The sequence below is a fragment of the Mesorhizobium sp. Root554 genome (assembly GCF_001427025.1).
Classification (GTDB): Bacteria; Pseudomonadota; Alphaproteobacteria; order Rhizobiales; family Rhizobiaceae; genus Mesorhizobium.
Genome location: NZ_LMGA01000001.1, coordinates 2,971,768 through 2,998,033, shown reverse-complemented (window position 1 = coordinate 2,998,033; position 26,266 = coordinate 2,971,768). Strand labels below are relative to the sequence as shown.

At 60.5% G+C, this 26,266-nt stretch carries 22 protein-coding genes and 1 tRNA gene; 12 read left to right on the top strand and 11 right to left on the bottom strand.

Going from position 1 to position 26,266, the window contains the following annotated elements; all coding sequences use genetic code 11:
* Positions 1-11 precede the first annotated feature (11 nt).
* Positions 12-86: transfer RNA gene (locus ASD44_RS14615), tRNA-Cys, on the top strand.
* Positions 87-194: 108 nt separating this feature from the next.
* Here the strand turns inward: ASD44_RS14615 and ASD44_RS14610 are convergent.
* The 8 genes from ASD44_RS14610 to ASD44_RS14575 all read right to left on the bottom strand — a co-directional run bounded on the left by ASD44_RS14610 (position 195) and on the right by ASD44_RS14575 (position 9,988).
* On the bottom strand, positions 195-1,781 hold the full coding sequence (locus tag ASD44_RS14610; RefSeq protein ID WP_056113399.1) for an amino acid adenylation domain-containing protein: 1,587 nt from the start codon (positions 1,779-1,781) through the stop codon (positions 195-197).
* Positions 1,782-1,839: 58 nt separating this feature from the next.
* On the bottom strand, positions 1,840-3,189 hold the full coding sequence (locus ASD44_RS14605; RefSeq protein WP_056113398.1) for a hypothetical protein: 1,350 nt from the start codon (positions 3,187-3,189) through the stop codon (positions 1,840-1,842).
* Positions 3,190-3,202: 13 nt separating this feature from the next.
* Entirely contained in the window at positions 3,203-3,889 is a 687-nt protein-coding gene (locus ASD44_RS14600; RefSeq protein WP_056113396.1) for a YggS family pyridoxal phosphate-dependent enzyme, read from the bottom strand.
* 47 nt (positions 3,890-3,936) lie between these two features.
* Positions 3,937-5,223, bottom strand: a complete 1,287-nt coding sequence (locus ASD44_RS14595) for a TRAP transporter large permease (protein ID WP_200946422.1) — start codon at positions 5,221-5,223, stop codon at positions 3,937-3,939.
* Entirely contained in the window at positions 5,220-5,831 is a 612-nt protein-coding gene (locus ASD44_RS14590; RefSeq protein ID WP_082542485.1) for a TRAP transporter small permease subunit, read from the bottom strand. The genes ASD44_RS14595 and ASD44_RS14590 overlap by 4 nt, the downstream gene beginning before the upstream one ends.
* 89 nt (positions 5,832-5,920) lie before the next feature.
* Positions 5,921-6,943, bottom strand: coding sequence for a TRAP transporter substrate-binding protein DctP (gene dctP / locus ASD44_RS14585; RefSeq protein ID WP_056113389.1), 1,023 nt, complete (start codon positions 6,941-6,943; stop codon positions 5,921-5,923).
* A gap of 224 nt (positions 6,944-7,167) precedes the next feature.
* On the bottom strand, positions 7,168-8,841 hold the full coding sequence (ilvD, locus tag ASD44_RS14580; RefSeq protein ID WP_056113386.1) for a dihydroxy-acid dehydratase: 1,674 nt from the start codon (positions 8,839-8,841) through the stop codon (positions 7,168-7,170).
* Positions 8,842-9,058: 217 nt separating this feature from the next.
* Entirely contained in the window at positions 9,059-9,988 is a 930-nt protein-coding gene (locus ASD44_RS14575) for a LysR family transcriptional regulator (protein ID WP_056113383.1), read from the bottom strand.
* 458 nt (positions 9,989-10,446) lie between these two features.
* Here ASD44_RS14575 and ASD44_RS14570 point away from each other — a divergent pair, with 458 nt between their 5' ends.
* The 11 genes from ASD44_RS14570 to ASD44_RS18225 all read left to right on the top strand — a co-directional run bounded on the left by ASD44_RS14570 (position 10,447) and on the right by ASD44_RS18225 (position 23,102).
* Positions 10,447-11,439: a TRAP transporter substrate-binding protein gene (locus tag ASD44_RS14570; protein WP_056116269.1), complete on the top strand. Its 993-nt coding sequence runs from the start codon at positions 10,447-10,449 to the stop codon at positions 11,437-11,439.
* 59 nt (positions 11,440-11,498) lie between these two features.
* Positions 11,499-12,011 carry a TRAP transporter small permease gene (locus tag ASD44_RS14565; RefSeq protein ID WP_056113379.1) on the top strand — a complete coding sequence of 171 codons (513 nt, stop codon included), beginning with the start codon at positions 11,499-11,501 and terminating at the stop codon, positions 12,009-12,011.
* 117 nt (positions 12,012-12,128) lie between these two features.
* A complete protein-coding gene (locus ASD44_RS14560; RefSeq protein ID WP_156459856.1) occupies positions 12,129-13,412 on the top strand; it encodes a TRAP transporter large permease in 1,284 nt (427 codons plus the stop codon).
* 55 nt (positions 13,413-13,467) lie between these two features.
* The gene (locus ASD44_RS14555; protein WP_056113372.1) at positions 13,468-14,616 is read left to right on the top strand and encodes an acyl-CoA dehydrogenase family protein; all 1,149 of its coding nucleotides are present in this window, start codon (positions 13,468-13,470) and stop codon (positions 14,614-14,616) included.
* A 399-nt stretch (positions 14,617-15,015) separates the two neighbouring features.
* Positions 15,016-15,294: an acyl carrier protein gene (locus ASD44_RS14550; RefSeq protein ID WP_056113369.1), complete on the top strand. Its 279-nt coding sequence runs from the start codon at positions 15,016-15,018 to the stop codon at positions 15,292-15,294.
* A 25-nt stretch (positions 15,295-15,319) separates the two neighbouring features.
* The gene (locus tag ASD44_RS14545) at positions 15,320-17,029 is read left to right on the top strand and encodes a cobalamin-dependent protein (RefSeq protein ID WP_056113366.1); all 1,710 of its coding nucleotides are present in this window, start codon (positions 15,320-15,322) and stop codon (positions 17,027-17,029) included.
* 45 nt (positions 17,030-17,074) lie between these two features.
* A complete protein-coding gene (locus ASD44_RS14540) occupies positions 17,075-18,064 on the top strand; it encodes a 3-oxoacyl-[acyl-carrier-protein] synthase III C-terminal domain-containing protein (RefSeq protein WP_056113358.1) in 990 nt (329 codons plus the stop codon).
* Positions 18,065-18,075: 11 nt separating this feature from the next.
* Positions 18,076-19,086, top strand: a complete 1,011-nt coding sequence (locus ASD44_RS14535) for a 3-oxoacyl-[acyl-carrier-protein] synthase III C-terminal domain-containing protein (protein WP_056113355.1) — start codon at positions 18,076-18,078, stop codon at positions 19,084-19,086.
* A gap of 26 nt (positions 19,087-19,112) precedes the next feature.
* Positions 19,113-20,207, top strand: coding sequence for an enoyl-CoA hydratase/isomerase family protein (locus ASD44_RS14530; RefSeq protein WP_056113352.1), 1,095 nt, complete (start codon positions 19,113-19,115; stop codon positions 20,205-20,207).
* The gene (cysS, locus tag ASD44_RS14525) at positions 20,197-21,780 is read left to right on the top strand and encodes a cysteine--tRNA ligase (RefSeq protein ID WP_056113351.1); all 1,584 of its coding nucleotides are present in this window, start codon (positions 20,197-20,199) and stop codon (positions 21,778-21,780) included. The genes ASD44_RS14530 and cysS overlap by 11 nt, the downstream gene beginning before the upstream one ends.
* Positions 21,781-22,028: 248 nt before the next feature.
* On the top strand, positions 22,029-23,102 hold the full coding sequence (locus ASD44_RS18225) for a substrate-binding domain-containing protein (protein ID WP_082542482.1): 1,074 nt from the start codon (positions 22,029-22,031) through the stop codon (positions 23,100-23,102).
* Here ASD44_RS18225 and ASD44_RS14515 read toward each other — a convergent pair.
* Genes ASD44_RS14515 through ASD44_RS14505 form a run of 3 tightly spaced genes read right to left on the bottom strand, consistent with a single transcriptional unit; the run spans position 23,006 to position 26,213 of the window.
* A complete protein-coding gene (locus ASD44_RS14515; protein WP_056113349.1) occupies positions 23,006-24,712 on the bottom strand; it encodes a metallophosphoesterase in 1,707 nt (568 codons plus the stop codon). The genes ASD44_RS18225 and ASD44_RS14515 overlap by 97 nt on opposite strands.
* A gap of 3 nt (positions 24,713-24,715) precedes the next feature.
* Positions 24,716-25,360, bottom strand: coding sequence for a dual specificity protein phosphatase (locus ASD44_RS14510; RefSeq protein ID WP_056113348.1), 645 nt, complete (start codon positions 25,358-25,360; stop codon positions 24,716-24,718).
* A 31-nt stretch (positions 25,361-25,391) separates the two neighbouring features.
* Positions 25,392-26,213, bottom strand: a complete 822-nt coding sequence (locus ASD44_RS14505; protein ID WP_056113346.1) for an inositol monophosphatase family protein — start codon at positions 26,211-26,213, stop codon at positions 25,392-25,394.
* Positions 26,214-26,266: the final 53 nt, after the last annotated feature.

The following is a 26,266-nucleotide window of genomic DNA, read 5'->3' as shown; positions in this document are numbered from 1 at the left end:
AGAAGTGATATGGCTTCGTGGCGGAGTGGCTACGCAGAGGACTGCAAATCCTCTTACCCCTGGTTCGAATCCGGGCGAAGCCTCCACTCTTCTTCTTTGATAGGCGCTGACTTCTCACATCTTTGTTCTTGTACACGGAATCAGGCGACCCCTCGGGAAAAGCTTGATTTCCCGGTGCTTTACTTGGCGTCTTACTACGATCCTGCACTGGTAGCCGCCTGACGCAACTGACGCCGGTCGATCTTGCCGGTGGAGGTTTTCGGAAGCGAGGCGCACAGCTCCAGTTGCTCGGGCACCATGTATTTCGGCAGCTTGTCGAGGCAATGCCTCTTCAGGTCTCCATAGGCCAGCGCGGCGCCTGCGGCTGGAACGACGAAAGCCTTGAGAAAGCGTTGCCGGGACTCGTCCTCCAGATCGACGACGGCAATCTGTTCGACAGCGGGATGGCGCGAAAGCGCCTCCTCGACTTCGTTCAGATTGATGCGGAAGCCGCGGATTTTCACCTGCGCGTCGCGGCGACCGACATAGAGGTAGTTGCCGTCCGCATCCAGTTCGACCAGATCGCCGCTTCGATACACCAGATCAAGAAAGCGGTCGTGCAGCGGGTTCTGGATAAAGCGGGCAGCCGTCATCTCGGGGTCGCCCCAGTATCCGGCCGCCAAGGTGCCGCCGCGTGCATGGAGCTCTCCGACTGCACCCGGCTTCGTAACGGGCGCGCCGTCGTCATCGAGGGCAAAGACATTCATGTGGGAACAGGATTTGCCAATCGGCAATACCGGCCCCAACGGCGGCGTATCGACCGGGAAACAGGTGACGTCGTTCATCTCAGTCGAACCGTAGATGTTGACGTAGCGGGCGGACGGTATCTTCGCCATCAAGTCACGCAGTGCCTCGGGCAGAAAAACTTCCCCGGAAAAGAAAATGGTCCTCAAGCTGCCAAGGTCAATGCCGGGCCCGGTTATCTGCTTGGCGATGATCGTCAGCACGGACGGTACCGACTGCCAGACGGTAATCCGGTTGTCGACGATGAAGCGCACAAGATCGACGCCGAGAAAACTGATCTCCTGCGGAACAAGGCAGACCGTGCCACCCCGCCGCATCGTGGCATAGAGGTCGAAAAGCGTGATGTCGAAATGGAACGGAGCATGACAGGAGACGCGATCGTCTTGCGTCAGACCAAAATACTCACAGGCCCAGTCGACGAAACAGAGCACGTTGCGATGAGTGATCATCACCCCCTTGGGCTTGCCGGTGGAGCCTGAGGTGTAAAGGATGTAGGCAAGATCGGTATCGATGGCCGTCTGCGGCAAAGCCGTTTCGCTCGGGGCGAGCACCGTGTCCCAGGGTACGACGGCAGCATCGCCCGCATCGATGTCAAGCGCACCGGAGCCCACCGTCACAATCGTGCCGAGCGGCGGCGAAAGAGCCAGAATCTCGGCGAGCTTGCGCTTTTTGCCGACACTGGTGACGAGCCGCCGGATGGCGCAGTCGGCGATGATATAGGCTATCCGCTCTGCCGGTCCGGTCGGGTCGAGAGGCACGCAGACGGCACCGCATTTCATAATGCCGAAGAGACAGGCGACGGATTCGATCGACTTGTCGAGAAAGACGCCGACCCTGTCGCCATGCCGGGTACCGGCCGCCAGCAGCGTGTGCGCGATGCGGTTCGCCAATCCGTCCAGTTCGCGGTAGGAGATCGCCCGGTCTTCGAATGTGACGGCAATCCTATCGCCCGCCCGGGCGGTTGCCGCCTCCAGTATCGAAGGTATGATGCCGCTCATCGCCGACCCGCTCCCCAGGAGGTTTCCGGCCCCCGTCGCGGGAGGGCCGGCAATTAACTCAGCCGTGCCGGGATTCGCCCATCAGATAGGCGAAATATTCATAACGCCGGCCGAGGAAGCGTTCCGCCTTGCCCCACATGTCCTTTTGCGTGATCGGGCTCGGATATTTACGGCCGACCGCCGAGCGCTCGAACAGCGGCTGCAGCAGCGTCAGCGCCAGAATGTAGAACAGGTCATGGTCCATCTTGTAACTCTTGCGGACATCGCCGGACCATTCGTTCAGGATCGCGTTCTGGTGTTTCTTCAGCAAGAAGAGATGCGGGATGAAATAGCCCCACATCTTTTTGGAGATCGCCCGCAGCTCGGCTTCGGGAACTTCGGCGAAATAGCCCTGCAGCAGCGCCGTGATCGGATCGAACTCGAGCAAATTGTTGAGCGTGTATTTATCCAGGGCCGTCGGGTAGCCGATCTTCGCCACCATCCGGTAGACGGAGCTGACGATGTCACGCCAAGCCTGCAGCGGTCGCACCGGTTCAGGCAGGACATTGATGTCCTGGACGGAATCGAGATCGATCAGGAACAGCCGCCTGCTTTCGGTCGAATAGACGAAATTGCCCCAGTCGCCGGAATAGCGGAACATCTCGGCCAGCGAGAAATCGTGCAGTAGTTTGCCGGCTTCGCGGGCGAGAGCGCAGATGACGGCGAGGCGCACCCGCTCGTCGTCGGGATCGCCTTCGATGCCGAGGCAGGCGCGCATCTCGTCGTAATGAACGTCGAATTTCGGGTCGGACCCGCGCGCCACGCCGGCGCCGAACAGCACTTCCGAAATGCGGTAGGGGGCAAGGCCGGGCGACAGGGTGATCACGGCCCCCATCGGCTCACCCTGGAATTCGAGCGACTTGTCGTACTGGATGACGGCAAGCGGCGCGATGGACGGCACGTTATGGGCGATCAGGCGTTCCGCCGCCCAGTATTCGCGATGGGCGCGGCTGTGCACGATGCCGCCGATCGGGCTCGGCGAACTGTAGGCATATTGATACTCGCCGGTGTTCGAGACGCCGAAATGCGGATAGGTAACCAGATATTCGAGAAGATCGGTCAATGGCGGCACCGGATCGTCGCCCGAGCCGTCGGCGAGCTTGTTGGAATAGGCGGCATCGCCGGGCAGGACAGGGTTCCAGAGGCCGACACCCTTGAGCTTCGCTGCATGGAATGTGACCGTCGGGTCTTCTTTCAGCGCAACGGTTTCGTGCAGCCCTTCCCAGGCGCCGCGGCCCCGGCGGGTGAAGGTCGGCACAGCGCCATTCCAACTGGCTATGTCGAGCAACCTCGTCCTCTCCTTCTCGGAAATGTCGAGACCGTCATAGCTATGCGTAACCGTGTAGTTCAGACGTTGGCGTATATTCATCCGTGTAATCCCATCAGATTTTTTCGGTTACGGGGTAGGTGCGGCTGCCGAAGATCGCCGACCCGACCCGGACGCTCGTCGATCCATGAGCGATTGCCGCCTGGTAGTCGCCGGACATGCCCATCGACAGTTTTTGCAGGCCGGCCTCGCGCGCCAGCCGCGCCAGCATGTCGAAATGCGGACCGGGGTCCTCGCCGGCAGGCGGGATGCACATCAGCCCCTCGATCTGCATGCCGTGAACATTCTTGCAGCGGTCGACAAAGGCGACAGCGTCTTCGGGTTCGATGCCTGCCTTCTGCGGTTCTGACCCGGTGTTGACCTGGACGTAGAAGCGCGGCGACTTGCCCTGACTTTTCATTTCCCGAGCCAGTTCCGCGGCGATCTTGTCGCGATCGACGGATTCGATGACGTCGAAGACGGCGACCGCATCCTTGGCTTTGTTGGACTGCAACGGACCGATCAGCCGCAATTCGATGCCCGGGAACTCGTTCTTCAGCGCCGGCCATTTTCCCGCGGCCTCCTGAACCTTGTTTTCCGCAAAGACCCGGCAGCCGGCTTCGATGACCGGACGGATGTCCTCAGCCTCGAACGTCTTGCTGACCGCAACCAGTGTGACGGCTGCCGCCTGCCCGCCGCGTGCGCGCTCAGCGGCGGCGACCTTGTCGCGTACGGCCTGAAGCCGTTGCAGCGTTTCTCCCATGATGCTTCCGTCCTGTGCCTGTTGTCGTTGTTGTGAAAGCGCCATGCCTATCCCGCGACACCGAGAAGGCTCGGAAGGAGCAGGCTGATGGCCGGATAAATCGAGGCGAGAAGGATGATGACGACGTGCGCCGCCATGAAAGGCAGCGCCTCGCGGATCGCGCTCTCATAGGGAACGTTGGCGATGCGCGCCGCCGTCATCAGCGTCAGCCCGACCGGCGGGGTGATATTGCCGAGGTTGAGCGCAAGCAGCATCACCATGCCGGCATGGAGCGGGTGAAAGCCCAGTTCCACCAATGCCGGCGCCAGAACGGGCACGGCAATGATGATCGCCGGTAGGACATCGATGAACATGCCGATGATGATGAGCAGAGCATCGACGGCAAGTATCTGGATGACCGGATTGTCGCTGACCGAGGCGATGGTCTCGGCGGAATACAGCGCTATTCCCGACCGGGTGATATACCAGCCAAGCACGTTCGATGCGCCGAGCAAGAAGAACACCACGCCGCTGAAACTGACCGTGGCGACGACCGATTCCCAAAGGTCCTGCCAGGTCAGCCTGCGATAGGCCAGCGTGCCAAGCACCAGCGCATAAACGGCTGCCAGAACGGCTGCCTCGGTCACCGTGGTGAGACCTGAAAGGATGCCACCGAGAATGACGACGGGAATGCCCATGGCGGCAATGGCGCTGGCCCCCGTCTGCAGGACCGTGGACAGCCTGACTTTCTGGTGGCTGGCATAGCCCCGGCGCCATGAGATAATGCCGCTGACGATCAGCATGCCGAAACCCATCATCAGGCCCGGTACGATGCCGGCTGCGAAGAGGCCAAGGATGGACACGTCACGCAGCGAGGCCGCATAGGCGACCATGATGATGCTGGGCGGGATGATCGGCCCGACGATGGATGCGCAGGCGGTAACGGCGGCGCAGTAAGCGGCGCTGTAGCCTTCGCGCCGCATTGACGGGATCAGGGTCTTGCCGATCGCGACCGTCTCGGTGACGGCGGCGCCGGTGAGACCGGAAAACAGCAGGCAGGTGGTGACGTTGACGTGGGACAGCGCGCCGGGGACACGGCCGAACAGACTGCCGGCGAAGGCGATCAGGCGATCGGTCAGGCCGGCGCGGTTCATGATCTCTGCGGTGATGATGAAATACGGCACGGCGATCAGCACATAGCCCGAGACACCGGCGTAGAACCGGTCGGCGATGATGCCGAGGAAGCCCGTGCCGCCGATCGTGTAGGCGCCGACGAGGCCGGCCGCGGTCATGACGAGCCCCAATGGCACGCCGATCAGCATGAGGAGAATGAAGGCTCCGGCGGCGGCGCTCACGACACGCCCTCCAGTATGTTGGCGGCGGGCGGATCATGCGCCGGCTCATCTTCGACAAAGGGCATTGGATTGCGCTCCTCGACGAGCGCCAGCCCATCCAGAAGATGTATGCAAATGATCAGACCGGTAATGGGAACCGATGCCGCCATCCATTGATTGGAAATCTGCAGCGTGTCGGAAACGACGAAGATGTGCGTAGCGTGCAGGAAGAAGGTGTAACCGTACCAGAGCAGCGCCAGCCCGAAGAGGCCGACGGAAATGTAGTTGATCCAGCGCGTGGTCGTCAAAGCCCAGCGTGGCATGCTGTTGGCCAGCACGGAGATGGCTATGTGTTCGCCGAACTTGAAAGCGACGGTGATGCTGAGCATGCCGAACCAGGGCAAGAACAGCCTGACGAAGGAAGGCCGGGTGTTGGAGTAGAGCCAGTCGAAGGCGCCCGACTGGAGTGCGGCTTCCATGCCGACATACCGCAGTGTCATGCGCAGCAGGTCGAGCAGGATGCCGAGGGTCGAAACCAGCATCATGGCAACAAGCAGCAACGCACAGATGGCGATGCATATCTGGTTCGCCACGTCGCTTATTCTACTTAGTCGCAGGGTAGCGCTCATCGTGATCTTCCCAGCTTCCGGTTGTTCGATTTGGCTGTGCGGGATCGTCGCCGGCGGCACGCGGGCGGGCCCACCGCCGTGATCGCTGTTCAGTTCAGGTAGCGCTTGTCGGCCTCATCGAGGGAAGCCTTGATGCGATCGACTTCCGTGCGGATATCGTCGAACCGGGAAGCTTGCGGACCGAACTCCTCGACCAGCCAGTCGCGATAGTAGGACTGCGAGACTTCGCGCATCTTCTGCTTCTCGCTGTCGGGCAGGAGGTAGCATTCCTTGAACTTCTTGCAGGAATTGACCCAGCCGACGACGGAAATCTGAGCGGAGATGCCGTGCGCCATCTTCACCGACTCCCTGGCGGAGCGAATGACGATCTCCTTGTAGTTTTCAGGAAGCTTGGAGAACCAGGCTTCACTCACGCTCCAGGTGATCGTGTTGTAGATGTGGCCTGTCCACGTCGTGTAGTCGGTGACATCGTAAAGCCGGAAAATATCGTTGACGCCGGGTGCGTGGAAATGGCCGTCGATGAGGCCTGTCGCCAGCCCGGTCTGGACTTCGCCCCACGGCAGGGAAATCGGCGTTCCGCCGAGGGCCTTGACGATGGCCATATGCGCCTGGTTTTCCTCGACGCGGATCTTCAGGCCCTCAATGTCCTTGACCGTCTTTATCAGCCGCTTGTTGTTGGCGAAGGCTACGAATCCGCCGCCGTCATCGAGCGTGCCGAGGTAGCGAAGACCGCTTTCCTTGACCATCGGCTTCATGAAGTCCGCGAACCAGGGCGAGTCGAAAAACGCCCAAGCCGTCTGGTAGTCGGGGAACAGGAACGGCGCCGTGATCATCTCGTAATTTCTGAAGATCGAGGCCTGTGTTCCGGAGCCAAGCATGATCGACTGGACGGTGACGCCAGCCTGGGCCTGCTGCGCCACCTCGACCTCGCCGCCAAGGGCGCCGTTGCCGAAGATTTGCACGTCGATATCGCCATTGGTGGCGCTTTCGACCAGTTGCTCGAAATGTTTGAGCGAAGGCGCCGTCTCGTTGTTGGTGAGATCGTCCGGATAGAGATGGGCAATCGTCATCGTGAAGGTCGCCGCCTTGGCCGGCATACCGCCCAGGGCCATTCCCAGCGTGAGAACGCTCGCGCCCAGGAGACCTGGCCGATATGCGTGACGCCGGCAGATGCGGAAAACATGTGATAGAGTGGCAGATATTCCAGACTCGATATTGCGCATGACTCCTCCCAGCGCTGGAACCAATCGGTTACCGCGTTCTTCAAACCTGCGATGTCATCTGCCCTGGTAGCGCGGATACTTTTGCCCGCGCCTTGTTGTCTTTGGCTGTCTCGTCAGCCCGTCACCGCTCCCTCGTTCGCCGGGCGCGCAAGCTGGGCGAACTTCGAAAGCACGCCCGTTACATAGCGTGGTTTCGGCTGCCGCCAGTTCTTGCGCCGGCGCTCGATTTCCGCCTCGTCGACATCGAGTTGCAGCAGCGCCTTTTCCGCGCTGATCGTGATCTTGTCGCCTTCTTCAACCAGCGCGATAAGGCCGCCTTCGTAAGCTTCCGGGGTGACATGGCCGACCAGCATCCCCCAGGAGCCGCCGGAAAATCGTCCGTCGGTGATGAGGCCAACCTTGTCGCCCAGTCCCCGCCCGATGATCGCCGATGTCGGGGCAAGCATTTCGGGCATGCCTGGACCGCCTTTCGGCCCGAGATAACGAAGCACCAGGATGTCGCCCGGCTGAATCTTGTCGGACAGGATCGCATCCATCGCCGACTGCTCATCGTTGAAGACGCGGGCCGGTCCGGTTATGGACGTCGATTTCAGGCCGGTTATCTTGGCCACGGCGCCGGCGGTGGCCAGATTTCCGCGCAGGATGGCCAGATGGCCCTGGGGATAAAGCGCATCCTTGATCGACCGGATTACGTCCTGACCGGCGGGCGGCTCGTCCGGCACATTCGCCAGCTCCTCGGCGATTGTCTTGCCGGTAACGGTCATGCAGTCGCCGTGCAGCAGGCCGGCGTTCAGCAGGATCTTCAGAACCTGCGGAATGCCGCCGGCGCGATGCAGGTCGACCGCCATATGCTTGCCCGAAGGCTTAAGGTCGCAAATAACCGGGACCCTGCGCCGGACGCGCTCGAAATCATCGAGCGTCCACTCCACCTGCGCGGCGTGGCAGATAGCCAGATAGTGAAGCACCGCGTTGGTCGAGCCACCCGTCGCCATGACCAGGGCGATGGCGTTTTCGACACTCTTGCGGGTGATGATATCGCGCGGGCGCAGGCCCTTTTTTACCGCCTCGACGAGGACACGACCTGATTCCGCTGCCGATTCACGCTTTTCCTCGTCGATATTGGCCATCGTCGAGGAATAAAACAGCGCCATGCCGAGCGCCTCGAAGGAGGAGCTCATCGTGTTGGCGGTGTACATGCCGCCGCAGGCGCCAGTGGTCGGACATGCGTTGCGCTCGATCCCGTCGAAATCCTCCTGGCTCATGCGGCCGGCCTTAATGGCGCCAACCGCCTCGAACGAGGAAATGACAGACAGATCCTGCCCCTTCCAATTGCCCGGCTTGATGGTTCCGCCATAGACGTAGACCGCCGGCACATTGGCCCTGGCAATGCCGATCATGCCGCCGGGCTTGTTCTTGTCGCAGCCGCCGATGACCAGAACGCCGTCCATCCATTGACCCTGGACGGTCATCTCGATGCAATCGGCAATGACCTCGCGGGAGACGAGGGAATACTTCATTCCCTCGGTGCCCATCGACATGCCATCAGAGATGGTCGGCACGCCGAAAACCTGCGGATTGGCGCCCGCTTCCTTGATCGAGGCGCAGGCCGCGTCGGCCAGAACCTGAAGCCCGCCATTGCAGGGCGTAATCGTCGAATGGCCATTGGCCACGCCGATCATCGGTTTGTCGAAGTCTTCCTTGGTGTAGCCAAGCGCGTAAAACATCGCCCGGTTGGGCGAACGTTCCACTCCTTCAATAATATTCCTAGAACGCTTGTCGTACGCCACTCCGTCCCCTCCCTAGGGCTCAAGTCTCATGTGGGAGAACACTACATGCCGGCCGGTTATTTCTGAAATCTATTTGTCATATTATTTTGAGTTGATTTGCGTATTACGAATGCCGAAACAACGAAAGAATTTTCGTTTTCCTCCATACATCTGAAAAGACGATCCTGCCCGCCTTCCAAAACCCGGCCAAGCCGTTCGCGTGGCAGACGGGCGAGCGTCAGGCAGCCCCAATCATTTTTTGCGGCTCGATCCCCTGCTGCCGGGCAATATTGACGAAACGCTTGACTGTGGGAGATGGGTCGTCGCTGCGCCAGACAAGACCGGTTTCGATCATCGGCGGGTTGCCTTCCAGAGGGATGTAGCAGGTGCCGCTGCGCCCTAGCCGACGCAGCGATTCCGGCACCAGCGCTATCCCCATGCTCCTCGATACCAGACTGACGATCGTCTGCATCTGGATGGCTTCCTGGCCGATATTGGGCCGAATGCCATGGGTGGCGAAATAGCTTGTGATGATGTCGTGGAACGCCGGCGCGCTGCGGCGCGGAAAGATGACCAGCGGCGTATCGACGAGTTCCGAAAGCCGCAATCTGCCATCGGCGCAATTGATGCGTCCTTCGTTCAGCCAGGCCTCCGGAATGGCTGCGACAAGCGGTTCGCGCAGGAGGGGCAGGTAGGCCAGGGATGAATGCAGGGTGGCGTGGACGGGTATGATCAGGCCGGCATCCATATCGCCCTGAAGAAGCGCCTCGATCTGGAGATCGCTGGTCATTTCCCGCAACGTGACCTTCACGTCCGGGTAGGCGGCGCCATAATTGCCGACCAGATCGGGAAGCACACTATAGTCCGCCGTGGATACAAACCCGAGCTTGAAGGTTCCTATCTCGCCGCGGGCCAGTTGCCGGGCAAGAACCGGCAGCGTCTCGGCATCGTCCAGTATCTTGCGCACATGAACGAGCCAGTGCTCCCCCACTGGAGTAAGCTCGACATGTCTTTTGGTGCGCTTGAAAAGCGTCACCCCCAGTTCCTGCTCGAGAGCCAGTATGGCCTGGCTCAGCGGTGGTTGGGTCATACTCAGCCGCTCAGCGGCCCGACCGAAATGCAATTCCTCTGCGACGGTAACGAAAAAACGAAGCTGCCTCAGGTTCATCGGTGGCCTCTAATTCAGCGCGCAACCTATTTGGGTCTAAAAGAGATATTTCCCAATACTGCGAAAAAAGTCTATGCAAGATTTCAAGTGAAACTCCTACTAAAGGATGCTTTCGCTTAAATGGGAGGAAATGCATAGATGTTTTTTCGTCGCTTGGGTGGCCATCCAGCCGCCGGGCTGTCCATTGTTGCAGCATTTTTCCGGGCTGCGGGAGGTAATGGTGCATGTGAGTTCTCACTGCACCACCGCGGCTACGGTTCTGATCTGCCGGATGGAGCGCAGGAATCGCCTCGCACGAAAAAAACAGCCGACGCGCAAAGGCCGTACTTGTGCGCGGTCGCGATCTGCCTGGATCAGCCGGAACGGCCGAAGCCGTCCGCGCCTGTCCTGCAGACGGCTGGGAGCATCTGGAAGGCTTCTTCCCAGAAATTGCCGGCAACATTCCAAAGGGGAGTATGATGAAAATTCTGAAAGTTCCATTCCTGGCGGCCGCGATCGTGGCCGGCGTCTGCGGCCTCGGTACGGTCGCCATGGCGCAGCAGACCGAAGTCAAGCTCGGCTATGCACTCGCCGAAAATTCCCACTACGGCGCAGGCGCCAAGGCGTGGGCCGATTATGTGGAAAAAGAGACCAACGGCAAATACAAGTTCCGCATGTTCCCGTCCTCCGGTCTGGGCGGCGAGCGCGAAGTGGTCGAAGGTCTGCCCCTCGGCACCGTCGAGGCGACCATCGTCTCTACCGGCACCCTCAGCAATTTCGTGCCGGAGGTCGGCGCGACGGATATTCCGTTCCTGTTCCGCGACCTGCAGCATGCCCGCAGCGTCCTCGACGGCAAGATCGGCCAGGACGTGCTCGGAAAGTTCGATGCGCGCGGCATGGTGGCGCTGGCCTGGGGTGAGCAGGGTTTCCGCCACATCACCAACAACAAGCACCCGATCACCAAGCCTGAAGATCTCGCCGGCCTGAAGCTGCGCACCATGGAAAATCCGGTCCACATCACGGCATTCAAGACGCTTGGTGCGGCTCCCACCCCGATGGCATGGCCGGAAGTGATCGGCGCGCTCCAGCAGGGCACGATCGACGGCCAGGAAAACCCGCTGTCGGTGATCGTTTCGGCCAAGCTGAACGAGGTGCAGAAATATCTGACGCTGACCGGCCACGTCTATTCGCCGGCCATGATCCTGATGTCCAAGAAGTTCTATGACGGCCTGAGCGACGACGAGAAGAAAATCTTCCGCGACGGCGCCGCGAAGGGCCGCGACGCCATGCGCGCCTATGTGGACAATGTCGAAAAGACCGGCGTCGAGACGCTCAAGACCGCCGGCATGCAGGTCAACGAACTGTCGGCGGAACAGAAGGAAGGCTTCCAGAAGGCCCTCAAATCCGCCTACGACCAGTACTATGAGAAGTACGGCAAGGATCTCATCGACAGCATCATCGCCGCGAAATAACGTGCCCCAACTGGCGGAAGCGTCTTAACCGGCGCTTCCGCATTTTTTTGGAGGGAAAAATGGCAAAAGCGGAAGAAATCTTCGTCGCCATCAACCGTTGGGCGCTTATCCTGATCCTCGCGGCGATGAGCGTGATCGTCTTCGCCAACGTAACTCTGCGTTACCTGACAAACGATTCCATCGTCTGGGCCGAGGAACTGGCCCGCTACCTGATGATCTGGATGACCTTTCTGGGAGCGGGGCTGGTGCTTCGCTTCGGTGGGCACGTGGCCATCGACAACATTCATTTCATGCTCAGCAAGCCGTTGGCGCGGCTTTTGCGCATCTTCCTCTGCCTGCTCCTGCTCGCTTTCTTCGTCGTCATGATCTGGCAGAGCTTAGTCTACATGGACATGATGAGTTACCAGACCATGCCCGCCATGGGCTTCTCGTTCGACTATGCCTATGCGGCATTCCCGATCGGGTTCGGGCTGCTTATCATCCATTTGCTGCTCATCATGCGCTCCTACGTGCTCGAATACCGGTTTGCCGAGAGCGACGAGATGGATGCGGAAGCCGCGGCATCGATCTAGATCCACGCTCCCGCCGGGTTCAGGACACGGCACCGGCCAGAGAGCCGGATTCCGGAATTCAAAGAAAAACAGGGGAAGTCCGGCGCGTCCGCCCGGCTACAGAGGGTCTACACAGTCGTGATCGCCACACTCGTCATATCAATTGTTCTGCTGCTGGCCCTGGGAATGCCGGTCGCATTCGCGCTCGGAATCGCCGCTTGGCTCGCAGTAGCCGTGGGTGGCCAGTTTCCGCAGATCGTCGTGCTCAAAGAGATGTTCACCGGCATGGACTCGTTCCCGCTGCTGGCCGTGCCGTTCTTTATCCTTGCCGCCGAGCTGATGACCGGCGGCGCGCTGACGATCGTCCTGCTGCGCTTTGCAATGCAGTTCCTGGGTCATCTGCGCGGCGGCATGGGCTATGCGAATATTCTTTCGCTGACGCTATTCTCCGGCATTTCGGGTTCGGCGCTCGCCGATGCCGCCGGACCAGGCGCCATGATGATCCAGATGATGGACAAGGCCGGCTACAAACGCTCCTATGCTGCCGCCCTGACGGCATCGACCGCCATCATCGGTCCGATCATTCCGCCCTCGATCACCATGATCATCTATGCGCTGCAGTATGACGGCGTCTCGGTGATCGAGCTTTTTATCGCCGGCTTCATTCCCGGAATCGTCATCGCCTTGGCGATGGCGGCCGCCAACTGGTACATCTGCCGCAAGCGTGGCTACCGTTCGACCGAACCGCGCCCCGACTGGCGGACGATGGTTCTCAACACATGGCGCGCCATTCCGGCGCTGATGCTGCTGGTCATCATCATCGTTGGCATACGTTCCGGCGTCTTCACGCCGACGGAAGCCTCCGTCATCGCCGTGTTCTATGCGCTCATTTGCGGCATGTTCTTCTACCGGACGCTCAAGATCGCGGATTTGCCCAGCATCCTCGCCCGCTCGGCGATGATGACGGCATCGGTGCTGCTGGTGCTGGCAACGTCGCAGGCCTTCGCCTGGATCCTGACGATCGAAGGTCTTCCGCAGGACGTCGCACAGGCGATCGTCTCCTGGAACCTCGGCCCAATCGGCTTCCTGCTGGCAGTCAATGTGCTTTTGCTGCTGTTCGGAATCTTTCTCGAGCCGCTGCCCGGCGTGCTGATCCTGGTGCCGATCCTGGCACCGATCGCCACCGCGCTCGGCGTCGATCCGATCCAGTTCGCCATGATCGTCATCTACAATCTGACACTCGGCATGATTTCGCCGCCCGTCGGAAGCCTGCTCTTCGTGGTTTCCATGGCCACCAAGGTCAGCATGTCCGATCTCACCAAGGAACTGACGCCGTTCCTGATCGGGCATCTGATCGTGCTGATGCTGCTTACCTTCATTCCGGCCCTATCGACGGCTCTGCCGCAAGCGCTGGGATATTGACCGGCAGGAGGACAGGCCGGGGGACGAGAAAGTTGATCTGCGAATAGGAGTTGAAATGGACTTCGCATTCACCGAGGAGCAGGAGAACTTTAAACAGCAGGTGCGGGATTTCGCCCTTGCGGAACTGGCCGACAGCACGCTGAAGCAGCGTGACGCCGACAGTGAGCTGTCACGCGATCTGTGGAAGAAGTGCGCGCAGTTCGGCGTCCAGGGACTTCCCTTCGCCAAGGAATATGGCGGCTCTGAAAAGGACATCGTCACCACCGTTCTGGCCATGGAGGCCCTCGGCTACGGCTGCCGGGACAACGGCTTGCTGTTCAGCATCAATGGCCAGATGTGGACTGTGCAGATGCCGATATCCAAATTCGGTACAGACGAGCAGAAGGAAAAATATCTGCGCGGATTGATCGCCGGCGATCTGATCGGCGCCCATGGCATCACCGAACCGAACGCCGGCTCCGACGTCATGAGCCTTTCGACCTCGGCCGTCCGCCAGGGAGACAATTATGTCCTCAATGGCGCCAAGGTGTTCTGCACCAATGGGCCGGTGGCGGACGTGTTCGTTATCTTCGCGACAGTCGACGCCAGCGCCGGATCGCTCGGCATCACCGGTTTTCTGGTGGACCGCGATACGCCCGGCCTGATCGTCAGCCCCAACAAGAGAAAGATGGGCCTCAGGACATCGCCGATGGCGGAACTGACGCTTGAGGATTGCGTCGTCCCGGTGACTGCCCGGATCGGCAAAGAGGGCCAGGGCGGCAGGATTTTCAACTATTCCATGGAGTGGGAACGCAGCGCGATCCTGGCCAATCTGGTCGGCGCGATGGAGTACCAGATCGAAACCTGCATCGCTCACGCCAACAAGCGCGAGCAGTTCAGGAAGCCGATCGGCAAATTTCAGTCGGTTGCCAACCGGATTGTCGACATGAAGCTGCGGCTGGAGACGTCGAAGCTGCTGCTTTACAAGGTCGCCTACCTCAAAAAGGTGAAGGGCAGCTGCGCCATGGAAGCGGCGCTGGCAAAACTCTACCTGAGCGAATCCTGGGTGGCGTCCTGTCAGAACACGTTGATCATCCATGGCGGCTACGGCTTCATGTCGGATTATGAGATCGAACGGGACTATCGCGATTCCGCCGGCAGCCTGCTCTATTCCGGCACGTCCGACATCCAGCGCAGCATAGCGGCACGCTTTCTCGGCCTCTGATCCCGAAGCCTCTTTCCTTCTGGAGAACGAGATGCCGGCGAAGGTCTTGCCGGCGTCAGTAAGTATTGTTGCTTGATATAAAAATAGGCATAATATAGTTACTTGTATATTTTATGAATTTATCGGCGAATCTCAAAAATATAGCATTTTATTCTTGGTTCTCGCTTGACATGTAGTTTTTGTTTTTGCAATCTGGTGTCAAAGCAGACCTAAAAATCCACGGGCTCGACAAGTTTAATCTTCGTGCGCTTCAAGCCTGAAGCCTGCGGAAGGAGCGTGGATTTGCGTCGTTCGGAACTGTCTGTCGCGCCGGCGGGCCTATGACAGCAGCACAGATGCCGAAGACCCTCAAAGGGACTGCTTGTTTTCCACAATTGCACAAACGAGGAGGAGATTGTTGTGAGCAATACTGTGCCGAATGCAGCCCAGCTGCAGAAATCCCTGAACGACTATCTGGTCGAGAACTCCAGCGTCAGCGTCTCGGGCACAATCGATCCCGAAGAAAACCTTCTCGACACAGGCATCCTGGATTCGCTGGGAATCGCTGAAATCACCGAGTTCATGGAAAAGGAATTCGGCGTCGAGATCGACGAAGAAGAGATTTCGGCGAAGAACTACCGGTCGCTGAAAACGCTGACCGATTTCTGCCTGGCGAAGCTCGGAAGAGCCGCCGCTTAAATCCCTTCCCTTAAAGGAACTGTCGATGAAGAGCACGGTCAAAGCCGACCTGATTCTCGTTCACGCGCCGGCGATCTTCGATTTCAGGAACAGGGACGACATGGCGCTCGGCTGGTACTCCAGCCAGGAGAGCAGCAATGTGACGCCCATATTCGAGATGTATCCGCTCGGATTTCTCTCGATCAAAAGTTACCTGGCCGAGCGCGGGCTGCATGTCGAGATCGTCAATCTCGCCTCGCTGATGCTGAAGCATCCCACGCTGGACGTGGACAAGCTCATCGGGCATCTCGACGCGCCGATCTTCGGCATCGATCTGCACTGGCTTCCCCATTGCCAGGGTTCCGTCGAGGTTGCGGGCGTGCTGAAAAAGCATCATCCGGATTCGTTCGTCGTATTCGGCGGCATCGTTTCCACCTACTACGCCAAGGAAATGATGCAGTATCCCCAGATTGACGGCGTCATCAGGGGCTACGACACGCTGGAGCCACTCTGCCAGCTCGTCAGCGACATCAAGAAGGGTCAGCGGGGCAAGTTCGACGTGCCCAACATGATTTACAAGGACGACGAGTTCATCGTCGACAATGGCCATGCCTACACGCCGGACATCCTCAACGACGTCGCCATCGACTGGTCGAAGATGTTCCCCAAAACGCAGAGCCTGTTGAACCTCCCCAATCTCATGGTTCTGCCCAACACCGGCTGCCAGCAGAGCTGCGGCTGGTGTTCCGGATCGCGCTGGGCCTACCAGCGCATGATGAACGTATCGAAGAAGACGGTCTTCCACCGCCGTTCCGAACAGCTTGCACGCGAGATAACCACCTTCCCCAAGACGGAATCGCCGCTCAGCGTCTACACGCTGCAGGCCTATTCGGAGTCCGGCCCGCGCCTGATCGACTATCTCAAGGCGGTCGATGAAAGCGGCGTGGTGAAATCCGTTTCGTTCGAGCAGTTCCGGCTGACCAAACCGTCGCTGTTGAGGGAAATGGTGAACGCTGCGCCGAACACCGACATCTACATCAATCTGTCGCCGCAGTCGCACGACGTGGAGATCAGCCGGCTGACCGGCCGCGGAACCTATACCAATCCCGAGATGGAGGACTGGATACAGGAAGCGCTCGATATCGGCATCAAGGGCTTCTACCTCTGGTACACAATCGGGATGCCGCAGCAGACCCACGCTTCCGTCATGGAGACCGTGGAATACTCAGCCAGGCTGATGGAGCGCTTTCCCGACGACAAGGTCATACCAACCATCTTCGGCATGATCCCGTTCCTGGATCCCGGCTGCCAATGGTTCGAGGAGCCCGAGAAACACGGCTACAAGGTCTTCCATCGCGACCTGCAATCACATCGGGAGTCGCTGCTGAAGCCGATGTGGAAAGACGCCATGAACTACGAGACCAAGTGGATGGCGCGCGACGAATTCCTGCCTTCCATGTACGAAGCGATGCAGACGCTGGCCAACTACAAGGCCGATTTCGGGCGCGTCACCAAGAAGAGCATCAAGATCGTCAATTCGCGCATCGATCATCTGCGCTACCTGACCGGATCGATCGACCGCGCCTATGCGAAGGACGGCGCCCTGCCGGCATCGCTGCGGCGGGAGCTTCTGGACCACAACAACGACATCCTCTCTTACGCAGCGGACGTCGTGCTGGTGAAGAAGCCGCTGGAGGGGCGCTGGTACGACGACCATGCGGTGCCGAAAGACGTCATCCAGAGCTGCCTTCACTAGATCGACGGCCACACTGGCCGCAGGCACATTTCCAGGAGGTTCCCGATGAACGACCAGCCTATCGGCATCTTGGCCGCGGCTACCCTGCTGCCGCCGAGGACCAAAACCCTGCGCGAGATATTCGAGGAGGAGGGCGTGCCTTTCAGCGAGGAGGCCGCTTCCCGTCTCGGCGTCGAGCAGGTCCACGTCTTCGAGGGCGAGAGCCCGACCGACATGGCCGTCGAGGTCTCGAAGGATGCGCTCGGCAAGGGATCGCTGTCGCCGCTCGACCTCGACGCCATCATCGACTTCTCGGTGATGCCGCAGAAATATGTCGAGCCGGCATGGTCGATGAGCAATGAGTTGCAGGCGGAACTGGGAGCCAAGAAGGCGTTCACGCTCGGTTATAGCGGCGGCGGCTGCTCCAATTTGCATGTCGCCCTCAAATTCGCCACGTCGCTGATCCGCACCGACGAGGAAGTCCGGACAATCCTGCTGGTTGCCAGCGACTGCGCCATCCCCGGCAACCGCCTGATCGACAGGACGAACCCGGTGACCGCGATAGGTGACGGAGCCAGCGCGCTCATCGTCCAGCGCGGCGCGCCGGGAAGCGCCATCATCGATACGATGGTCTCCACCGAGGGCAGTCTGCACGACGTCATCAACATACCGGGCGGCGGCATCGCCCATCCGGCGCGGCTGGACCTGTACAGGCTGATGCTGGACCGCGCCAAGTACGACGCCTTCGACCGCGTCGGCGGACTCAAGAGGCTGACCTCCGCCTTGCTCGACAAGCATGCGCTGGGAGAGCGCGATATCGGCCATTTTATCACACCGAACATCTCCGGCGACGATATCGACGCCTTTCTCGACCACATGGGATCGCAGGACCATCTCGCGCGGCAGAACCTGTCAAGCTGCGGACACCTTCATTCAAACGATCTGGTGATGAACTATCTCAGCGCCCAACTGAACGGCGCCCGCGCCGGCGACCTGGTGATGCTGGCCTCGCACGGCATGGGATTTACCACCGCTGCGACATTGCTGCGGCTTTGACGGAGAGTTGCATGGATATGATCGGCATCCTGGCGGAAGCGTTCTATCTTCCGGAAAAGAAAAAGAAGGTCGTGGACGTGTTCCGCGACGAAAACGTGCCCTTCGGCACGCTATCCAAGAACATCGACTTCCAGCGCGACGTCGGCGTCGAGGAAGTGCACGTGACCGATGAACTGCCCTCGGAACTTGGACTGAAGGCCGCGCAACGCGCGCTGGACAAGGCGAATGTCAAAGCCGAAGAGATCGACCTGATCGTCGATTTCACCAGTATTCCCGAAGATTATGTCGGGCCGACATGGTCGGCGGCCGGGCTGGTGCAGGAAAGGTTGGGGTTGAAGAACGCCTTTGCGACGGCCGTCAATACGGGTGGCTGCGCCAGCTACCATCTGGCGCTCAAGACCGTTGTCGCGATGATGCAGTGCGACGACCGTTTCAACACGGCGCTTTTGTTCGCCGGCGACCGAACGCCGGATCGCAACAAGACATACTATCCGATCACCGTGGCCAGCGACGGCGGCAGCGCCATCGTGCTGCGCCGCAATTCCGAGCGGGCCAGGATTCTGGGTGTCGAGACAATCTCGATCGGTCGGCTGCACGATGTCTGGTATGTGCCGGGACTGCAGAACCGGACCTCCGACGAGGCGGTCTCTGAGGAACTCCTGCACATGTACTGCAAGATGGACAAGTTCAACGAGGGTGTCATTCCGATCAACTTCGTCATGTTCCGAAAGGTGATGGAGAAGCTCCTCAACAGGCTGAAACTCGATTTCGACGACGTCGATTATTACGTCTATCCGACCTTTTCGACCTGGGATCAGGCCTACTTCATGCGGCGGTTCAAGCTGACGCCGGACAAGGTCTACACCAAGGCGCTGGCCAAGCGCGGCCATGTCCAGGAAAGCGACATGGTCATCAACTACGCCGAGGCGGTCGAGCAGAACCTCATCCGCAAGGGCGACAGGGTCATGGTGGTTTCCAACGGCGCCGGCTTCGCCTGGTCGGCCGCGCTTGTCCATCACTGAGTCGTTTCAGGCTGGAACACACCGAGATGGATGTCATCATCCGCATTGACGGTCGCGCCGGGCGTATCACGCTCAACCGTCCCAGGGCTTTGAACGCCCTGACGCTGCAAATGGTGACGCTGATGGAGCAGGCGCTGCTGGCGTGGGTCCATGACCCGGCCGTTCGCATCGTGATTATCGATGCAGCGGGAGGCCGCTCATTCTGTGCCGGCGGCGATATCGCCGAGCTCTACGATCCGGTGAAGGCAGGGGACATCGAAGCCGCGCGCCGTCATTGCCGCACGGAGTACGCGCTGGACGCTTTGATCGCCACCTATTCCAAGCCTGTCGTCACGCTGATGGACGGCATGACGATGGGAGGCGGCATCGGCATATCCGCGCACGCCAGCCACACGGTGGCGACCGAAAACACCGCCATTTCGGTGCCGGAATGTTCTGTGGGCTTCGTTCCCGATTCCGGCGCGACCCATATATTGTCGCGCGCGCCCGGGCACATTGGCGAATATGCGGCCCTGACTGGCGTCAAGCTCAACGCCGCCGACGCAATCGATGCTGGCTTTGCCTCGGTTTACGTAGTTGCGGAAAAACTGCCGGAGCTTTCGGCTGCAATCGCGGCAAGCGGCGAGCCGGACCTTGTCTTCACCTTCGCAGGGCGACCCGAACGCGCTGGCGGTTTGCTGGACCGCCGGGAGGATATCGACGCGGTTTTCGGATTGGCGACGCTGGCGGAAATCGTCGAGGCGCTGTCGGCGAGGGATGACGACGAATGGCATCGGGCCAGCCTGCGGCGGATGAACCGGGGATCGCCGCTGTCGCTTGCGATGACGTTGCGCGCGATCCAGCAGGGACGTCTGACGCCAGACCTTGCCGGGGCGCTGCGCACCGAATACCGGCTCGTTTGCGGCTGCATGGAGCACGGCGATTTCCTTGAAGGGGTGCGCGCGGCTCTGATCGACAGAGATCGCGAACCGCGCTGGAAATATGGCAGCGTCGAGGACGTTCCGAGCAAGGTCTTGGACGGGATGTTCGCGCCGCCGGAAAGTGGCGATTTCGATTTCATCCCTCCGGGTTCCGGGACCGGGAGCGAACCGATCAAAGTGAGGATTGGCCATGCCGGATAGCGGCCAGACATTGCGTTTCCACAACAGCGGCGCGCGGGCGAAGGACGACTTCGCACCCTTGGACCCTTCCAACATACGCATGTATGTGTGCGGACCGACGGTCTACGACTACGCCCATATCGGCAATGCACGGCCGGTCATCGTCTTCGACCTGCTCTACCGTCTTCTTAAGCATCTGGCGGCGCACAACCACTGGGAAGCGCATGGTGGCAAGGCGCGCGTCACCTATGTCCGCAACATCACCGACGTCGATGACAAGATCAATGCGCGGGCTGCCCGCGACTATCCAGGCGTTCCCCTGAACGAGGCGATCCGCGCGGTGACGGAAAAGACCGCAAGGCAGTTTCATCTGGACGTCGCTGAACTGGGCTGCCTGGCGCCAGACATCGAACCCCGCGCCACATCGCATATCCAGGATATGATCGATCTCACCGCGCGGCTCATTGCCAACGGTCACGCCTATGCCGCCGACGGCCATGTGCTGTTCGCCGTGACGAGTTGGAAAGATGCCGACGGCGCGTCCGAATACGGCAGGCTCGCACGCCGCTCCCTGGACGACATGATCGCCGGCGCGCGCGTCGAGGTGGCGCCCTACAAGCACAATCCCATGGATTTCGTTCTGTGGAAGCCGTCTTCGCCGGAAGACCCGGGCTGGGAAAGCCCATGGGGGCGAGGCCGTCCCGGATGGCATATAGAATGCTCAGCCATGGCGGACCGCTGGCTGTGGGAGGAAGCGAAACCAGCGCTGTCGGCCGCTGGCCTCGCCAATCCGCATCAGTTCGACATTCATGGCGGCGGGATCGACCTGACCTTCCCGCACCATGAGAACGAACTGGCGCAGTCCTGCTGCGGCTTCGGCACGACCAGGATGGCGAGCGTGTGGCTGCACAACGGCTTCCTCCAGGTCGAGGGTCGCAAGATGGCGAAGAGTGAAGGCAATTTCGTTACCATCCGCGAATTGCTTTCGACCGACACATTCGCCGGCCGCTCGTGGTCGGGCGAGGTGCTGCGGCTGGCCATGCTGATGACGCACTATCGCGAGCCGATCGATTTCAGCATACGCAAGCTGGAGGAGGCCGAGAACATTCTGCACAAATGGCGCGAGCAGATCGGCGCCGCGTCCGTCGCCTCGCTTTGGCGGGAGCCGTCCCCAGAAGTCGTAGCCGCGCTGATGGACGATCTGAACAGCCCGGCGGCAAGTCTTGCCATCCACAGGCTAGCGGAAGACAGCGACTCCAACGCGCTTGCCGCCGCCATGGCCTTCTTCGGCGTCCTACCGACGCCGCTACAGAAACTGGCGAACCTCGGCCAGCAGGAAGCCTTGATCGAGATCGCAGCCTGCCACGGCGGATCGGTTCCCGACACGCTCCGCACCTTGATGGCCATGCTGGCGGGCGCAGACACCGGCGAGATCGACCGCGCCATAGAACGCCGGCTGGCGTTCATCCGGGACAAGAACTGGGCGGAAGCCGACCGCATCCGCGAGGAGCTTCAAAGCCGCCAGGTCCGCCTCAAGGATGGCAAGGATTCGGTGACCGGCGAGCGCATCACCACCTGGGAACTCAGCGCCTAGCTTCGACCCAACAGATGAGTCGAGCACGGGAACCTTCGGCCAGACCGGCTGTCCGGGGACACGCCGCAAGTAGCTTCCAGTTCGGACCGGCCTGCCGTGCTCGAGCAGATGCGGCCGCTCGTCGTCATTTCTGTCGCCTGACCAGGCAGGCCACGATTTGGCTTGAACAATAATGGCTTCTGGTCAACCAACGGGCTGCGATCCTACAATGGCTGGAATCAGCAGCGAACCGCTTGGGAAACCCGGCAATGCCCGACGTGAAGACCACACGCTCCTTCGTGACGGCACAGCAGGTGGCTGCCCTGGCCGGCGTCTCGCGATCGGCGGTTTCGCGGACTTTCACCAACGGCGCGAGCGTCTCCGACGGCACGCGGCGCAAGGTCATGGAGGCGGCCGAACAGCTCGGCTATCATGTCAATCATCTCGCCCGAAGCCTGATCCACGACAGCAGCGGCATCGTCTGCATCATCGGCGCGGACCTCAATCTTCCCTACCCGTCCAAGATACTGGATGCGATTACACGGCGCCTTCAGAGCACCAATCGCGTCGCGATGGTGATAAACACGTCGGGCGAAACGAACTCCGTCGAGGCGGCCTTGCGGCAGACCCTGAACTACCGGGCTGACGCCACGCTGGTTCTCTCAGGTGCACCGCCAGCTTCGTTGATCGAAACCTGCGTCCGAAGCGGCCAGCACGTGATCCTCATCAACCGCGACGACCGTCATAGCGGCTCGGAAAACATCTATGTCGACAATGTCACCGCTTGCCGCGAGGCGTTCCACATGCTTCGCCGGGCCGGATGTCGGAACATGGCCGTCGTGTCTTCAAGCGCCGGCACGCCGAGCATCACGATACGCGAGAAGACCTTCGAACAGGCCGCTGCGGAACACGGCCTGTCGGTGCGGGTGATACGAACCGGCCCGACCGGCTACGAAAGCGGCTATGAGGCCGGACGGCAGGTGCTGGCCGGGTCGGAACGTCCGGATGCGGCATTCTGCGTGACGGATCTCCTGGCTTGCGGCTTCATGGACGCCGCCCGAAAGGAGTTCGGCATTTCCATACCCGACGAGCTTTGCGTCGTCGGCTTCGACGACATCGAGCAGGCGGCATGGGGTTCCTATGCGCTTACCACCTTCCGCCAGCCCATCGAGCAGATGGCCGATCACATCGCCACGCTGCTGGATGAATCGGAGAAGGGCATCGTCAGCGAACCGACGGCAAAATTTCAGGCGGTTCCGGTGTGGCGCAAGACGGTGCGGCCCGGCAGCGGCCTGGCAATCCCGCCGCTTGAAAGATCTACCGAGAAGCAGTCCGATTCCTGAGCGTTCAAATAGGCGCGCATCACCGAGAAGAACGTCGCGAGCCAGGCTTGCACGCTCCCTTCCGGCCAAGCCGTCGCGGCGAACAAATCTGCGAGATCGCGGTATTTTTGCAGACGATCGGTTCCAATCAGCTCCCAAGCCAGGCTGCGCGCGTGGCGCAGCCGATACCAGTCCACCACGATGTCCAGAAAGGGCAGGTCTCCGCGTCCACCCGTGGTAGTCTGGCCGGCCTCAGCGGCTGACATTGGCGTTCCGTGCGCCAGCCGCACAAGGTCGCTTTCGCGCAGCAAGGGGACCAGTGTGGCCATGTCTTTCGGCCATTCACGCGGCAGGTAGCGGGCAAGCACGGTCTGCCTCAGCACTCTGTCGAGAAAATCCATGTGGTTCCCGGCGGCAAGAACGCCGCTGAAATCGCGCCCGCCTTGAGCCGTTTCGCTGCGATAGGCATCGAAGGCCATGTCGAAACTCGGCACATTGTCGACCAGCACGGTTTCAACGTTCAGGCTGGCTTCCCCGAATGAGACGATCTTGTACGCCGGCGGGAAGCTGACGGTGGATGGCACTGCGATGTTGACGATGAAATCGTCGCCGAACCTGGCGATCGCCGTGTCGTTGAGATGCAGATGTCCGCTGAAATGCACCCCTATGCCGGTGGCGGCGGCGGCTTTCGCAACGTCGGCCGAGGGCGTGCGGCGGCTGAAGCCGGTTTTGTTGAGCAGCTCCGCTTCCGCTGGCGCGGTGCCGTTCAACGTGTCCAGAATCGGGTAGTGCGAGAATGCAAGCAGGCGCTTGTTCTGCTGCGTGGCGCGCCTGGCCACATCGGCCATCCAGTCCAGGATGAAGCGCTTGTTGCGCAGCATCGAATTCCAGCCCGCATCGGTGCTGTCGAAATAGCTCTTTTCGGCGGTCAGGTCCGCTGCATCGTTTCTCGGCTCAAAGACGTTGGCATCGATGGACAGGACCCACAGCCCTTCGACCGGTTCCACCAGATAGGAAGCGTCAGTCATGGGCGTGACGACCGATCCGTCCTGAGAGCGGATTTCGAATTGCCGCGCCGAAAGGCTGTCGTCCTGCCCGAAAGGGCATTCCCAGTGCAGAAACTCGGGCCGCTTGAAGAACCCGAACGACGCCATCAATCCGAGCGATTGCGGGTAGCCGCCGCAATAGATCTCGTCGGTCAGGATGCAATCCCCGGCGCAGGCGGCGGCAACAGCCGGGTCGCTGGTGACCAGCGTTTGCGTTCCATCCCCATCGAGGAAGAACTTGCTCTGATGGCGGCCGTGCATGGCGAACAGATCGTGATTGCCGGGGGTCGCGAAAAAACGCAGGCCGTGCGTGCTGCTATACCGCTTCAGCAAATCGCATGTGCGCGTCATCGTGGAAAGCTGCCCGTCGTCCGACAGGTCGCCAACCAGGATAACGATCTCGATGCCACGGCGAACGATATCGTCAAGCAGCGCCGGCAGGGCCGCGAAGCTCTCGTTGAAGACGCGGGTCGATTCGACTGTATTGGCCAGAGAGCGGAACGCAGTCCCGCCACCGCCGCCCGGCCGATAGGTCACATCATGAAAATGCGGATCCGCAACGACAGCGATTTCTGGGCGAGCCATGCGTCAGTCTTCAGCCTTGTTCCGGAAGGAAGCGAATGTTGCCGGCGCCACACCGCTGTCTATGAGCTTGATCCATTGGGCGGCCCGGCGGGCTGCATCGACCAGCATCGGCTTCGGTGTTTCGAACCATTCGTCCGGGCGCAATTCCCTCCGTGTGCGGACGTGGTCCAGCGCCGCATCGAAGGTAGGATACCTTTCGCTGGCCTCGATGTGCAGGAACAGCGCGACGAGCGACACCGACCGGCTTCGCCCGCCCCTGCAATTGACCAGGACATTGCCCTTTTCGCGGCGCGGATAGGTTGGCCGGTCCGGCAGGTTCTGCGAGAGTGCGCCGCGCAACATGTAGAAGCCAGCCAGCATCATGGTCTCGGGATTGCCGTCGCCATCTATCAGTCCGAGCTTGTAGTAGCGGACAGCGCCAACGCCATAGATCGCCTCGGGATCGGGTTCCTGTGGGAAAGGCTCGACCGCATAGTTGAAATCAAGGTTGACCGCGCAATTGACGACAGTGGTTATGTTCCTGGCCTTGAGATCGGCGAGGTCGCCGGCCCCTTCCATCCCACCAATGAAAAGATCTATGCCGTATCCCGGCAAATCCGCTTCGATCAGGCTGACATTGGGTCGTTCGTAGCGCGGTGCGATGTTCATAGGTGGTTCCCAAAATCAGTTCTGCAGCAGGTCAAAGCGTCAGGGAAATTCCGGTCGCTTCACTCATTCCCGGCGCGATGCCGGGGCACGCAGCCAGTACGCCGCCGCCCTTCGCCAAGCCATCCAGCTCCAGGAACGGCGCCGTCACGCCGCCAGCTTCGCGCACCATCAGCAAACCGGCAAGGCAATCCCATGGATGCATATGCAATTCGGCGTAACCGTCGGAACGGCCGTCCGCGACGAAAGCCAATCCCAGCGCCCCCGAAGCGCCGCGGCGAACATTGGCTCCCTGCGTCAGGATATGATTCAATGCATCCAGATATCTGATGTTCGGCAGCCGGTTCGACCAGCCAAGTTCGACGCAGGCGCGCTGGTAGTCGGCTGTCCTGGCGACTTGGATCGGGGCGCCATTGCGGGTCGCACCCAATCCAAGTCGGGCGAAATGCAATTCATCGAGCCCAGGATTATAGATCGCACCGATTTCCACCACGCCTTCCTGAACAAAGGCTATCGAAATGCAGAAATGGGGGATCTGGCGGGCGAAATTCGCCGTTCCGTCGATCGGATCGACGACCCACAGATTGTCTCCCGGCGTTCCGCCGGTCTCCTCACCGAGAAAACCGTCCTCCGGGAAAGCCTGCTCGATCCGGCTTTTCAGATAACGCTCGACCATGCCGTCGGTTTCGGTGAGAAAATCCTGCGGCCCCTTCATCGCCGTGCGGTCTTCTTTCGCCGCCTTGAAGCCCTCCAAAGCCAGTTGTCCAGCGGCGAGGATCATATCCCGGCAAAGCGCCTCGCGCGCATCGAGGCCCAGCACCTTCGAGGCTGGCTGCGATCCAGTTGCAACGTTCATGGCCTTCCGCTTTCCTCGTATCCGATTTTCTGCCGCTTCTAATCTTTACTGCA